General features: G+C 68.9%; 3 protein-coding genes. All 3 read left to right on the top strand.

What is annotated here, in order from left to right; translation table 11 throughout:
• On the top strand, positions 1–961 hold a 961-nt coding region (locus ABZT93_RS40185), incomplete at its 5' end, for an FGGY-family carbohydrate kinase (protein ID WP_356114067.1).
• A gap of 77 nt (positions 962–1038) precedes the next feature.
• The gene (locus ABZT93_RS40180) at positions 1039–2751 is read left to right on the top strand and encodes a glycerol-3-phosphate dehydrogenase/oxidase (protein WP_356114065.1); all 1713 of its coding nucleotides are present in this window, start codon (positions 1039–1041) and stop codon (positions 2749–2751) included.
• 168 nt (positions 2752–2919) lie between these two features.
• Positions 2920–3124: hypothetical protein (locus ABZT93_RS40175; protein WP_356114063.1), on the top strand; the 205-nt coding region annotated here is incomplete at its 3' end.

The raw sequence follows: 3124 nt of genomic DNA, 5'->3' as shown, positions 1-3124 counted from the left end.
CAATGCCAGCCGCACCATGCTGATGGACCTGGAGACCCTCGACTGGGACGACGAGCTGCTGGGCTTCTTCGGCGTTCCCCGGGCGATGTTGCCGACCATCAACCCGTCCTCCCACCGGGAGGCGTTCGGACAGACCCGTACGTCCCGGCCGCTGCGGGCGGCCATCCCCATCACCGGTGTGCTCGGCGACCAGCAGGCAGCCACCGTCGGGCAGGTCTGCTACGCGCCCGGCGAAGCCAAGAACACTTACGGCACCGGCAACTTCCTGGTGCTCAACACCGGCACGGAACTGGTGCGGTCCCAGCACGGCCTCCTGACCACCGTGGCGTACCAGTTCGGCGACAGCCCGGCGATCTACGCACTCGAAGGCTCCATCGCCGTCACAGGCTCCGCGGTGCAATGGCTGCGCGACCAGCTGAAGATCATCAATGACGCCGCCGAGAGCGAACGCCTGGCGCGTACCGTCGAGGACAATGGCGGGATCTACTTCGTCCCCGCCTTCTCCGGCCTGTTCGCCCCGTACTGGCGTTCCGACGCCCGCGGCGCGATCGTCGGCCTCGCCCGGTACAACGACGGCGGCCACCTGGCGCGGGCCGCCCTGGAAGCCATCTGCTACCAGAGCCGTGACGTGGTGGAGGCCATGGAGCAGGACTCCGGCGTCCACCTCGACGTGCTCAAGGTCGACGGCGGCGTGACGGCCAACGACCTGTGCATGCAGATCCAGGCCGACGTCCTCGGCGTCCCGGTCAGCCGCCCGGTCGTCGCCGAGACCACCGCGCTCGGCGCCGCCTACGCCGCCGGCCTGGCCACCGGTTTCTGGCAGGACACGGACGAACTGCGCACCCACTGGCAGGAGTCCAAGCGCTGGGAACCCCAGTGGTCCGAGGAACAGCGCGCGGAAGGATACGCGGGCTGGAAGAAGGCGGTGGAGCGCACGCTCGACTGGGCCAAGGTCGAATAGGTTCCGGCCGGAGCGCCCGAATGGGCCCGCCCGAGCCGCGTGCGCCGCCCGCACCCCGCTGCACGAGGAGGAGACCCATGGCGAACCCGATGGCTCTCTCGCCCGGCGCACGCGCGGAGGCCCTGGTCCGACTGGGAGAGGGCGAGCTCGACGTCCTCGTCGTCGGAGGCGGTGTAGTCGGCGCGGGTGCGGCCCTGGACGCCGCCACTCGGGGCCTGAGAGTCGGCCTCGTCGAAGCCCGGGACTGGGCCTCGGGCACTTCCAGCCGCTCCAGCAAGCTCATCCACGGCGGCCTGCGCTACCTGGAGATGCTGGACTTCCGGCTCGTCGCCGAAGCCCTGAAGGAACGCGGACTCCTGCTTCAGTTGCTGGCCCCTCACCTGGTGCGTCCGGTGCCGTTCCTCTACCCCCTGCAACACCGGATCCGGGAGCGTCCGTACGTCGGCGCCGGCGTGCTGCTGTACGACACCATGGCTGCGGCCTCCGGTACCTCCAGAGGTCTGCCCCACCACCGCCACCTGCTCAAGCGCCAAGCCCTGCGCGAGGCGCCCGCGCTGCGCTCCGACGCCCTGGTCGGCGGGATCCAGTACTGGGACGCCCAGGTCGACGACGCCCGGCACACCATGTTCCTCACCCGCACGGCCGTCGCCTACGGAGCGCTGGCCGCCAACCGCACCCGTGTCAGCCGCTTCCTGCGGCAGGGCGAGCGGGTGGTGGGAGCCGCTGTCACGGATCTGGAGACCGGCGACGAGACAGAGGTGCGAGCCAAGCAGGTCATCAACGCGACCGGCGTGTGGACCGACGACACCCAGGCCCTCGCCGGTACGCGCGGCCAGTTCCACGTCCGCGCCTCCAAGGGCGTACACCTGCTGGTCCCCCGTGACCGGATCAACTCCCGCACCGGGCTCATCCTCCGCACCGAGAAGAGCGTGCTGTTCGTCATCCCCTGGGGACGACACTGGATCATCGGGACCACCGACACCGACTGGACACTCGACAAGGCCCATCCCGCCCTCAGCTCCAAGGACGTCACCTACCTGCTGGAACACGTCAACAGCGTCCTGACCACGCCTTTGGTTCCGGAGGATGTCGAAGGCGTCTACGCCGGTCTGCGTCCCCTCCTGTCCGGCGAGGCCGCAGAAACCAGCAAACTGTCACGGGAGCACCTGGTCGCACACCCGGTGCCCGGTCTCGTCGTGGTGGCCGGCGGCAAGTACACGACCTATCGGGTGATGGCCAAGGACGCGGTCGACGAGGCGACCCGCGGCCTGGACGAGAAAGTGCCCGACTGCGTCACGCAACGCGTTCCGCTGCTCGGCGCCGACGGCTATCCGGCCCTCTGGAACTCCCGCCACAACCTCGCCGAGTGCTCCGGGCTGCATGTCGCCCGCATCGAGCACCTGTTGAACCGCTACGGCTCCCTGGTGCACGAGCTGCTCGCCATGGTCGAAGCCGACTCCTCGCTCGGCAAGCCGTTGCCGAGCTCCGATGATTACCTGCGCGTCGAGGCGGTGTACGCGGTGACCCATGAGGGTGCCCGCCACCTGGAGGACGTGCTCGCCCGACGTACTCGGATCTCCATCGAGTCCTGGGACCGTGGTGTGGACGCGGCGCAGACCGTCGCGGACCTGATGGCGCCTCACCTGGGATGGGACCAGGCGCACCGGGACCGTGAGGTCAACCACTACCTGAAGCGGGTGGCCGCCGAACGCGAGGCCCAGCAGCAGCCGGACGACCAGACCGCCGACGCGGTACGGCTCGGCGCCCCCGACATCATCCCGGTGCACTGAGTAGGGTCGGGGGCTGGAAACGAGCAGGCCACCAAACCAGCTGGCGTGGTGGTCGCGCGCATAGCCAACCCACGAACTATGTGGCCCGCCACATGTGCGCCTGTCGTGCGAATTCCTACGGTGTGGCGACACCCCAACGTCCCCGTCACACCCCAGGAAGTGGTGCCGATGTCGTCGCCCGCAACCGCTCCACCGGCCCCGAACAACCTCAAGCGCATCGTCGCCGCGTGTCACATCGGCACCACCATCGAGTGGTACGACGACTCATCCGACCGGAGCGACGACCTGCGGTCTTGCCCCAATTACGGTCTGAAAGTCAGCACCGAACCAGCACCGCCTTCTCCTCGCCCGCGAAGAAGGTGGATGTTCCACA

This window comes from Streptomyces sp. NPDC005303 (genome assembly GCF_040607335.1).
In the GTDB taxonomy this organism is placed as follows: domain Bacteria; phylum Actinomycetota; class Actinomycetes; order Streptomycetales; family Streptomycetaceae; genus Streptomyces.
The sequence above is the reverse complement of the archived record's forward strand: the minus strand, read 5'-3'. Positions and strand labels throughout refer to the sequence as shown.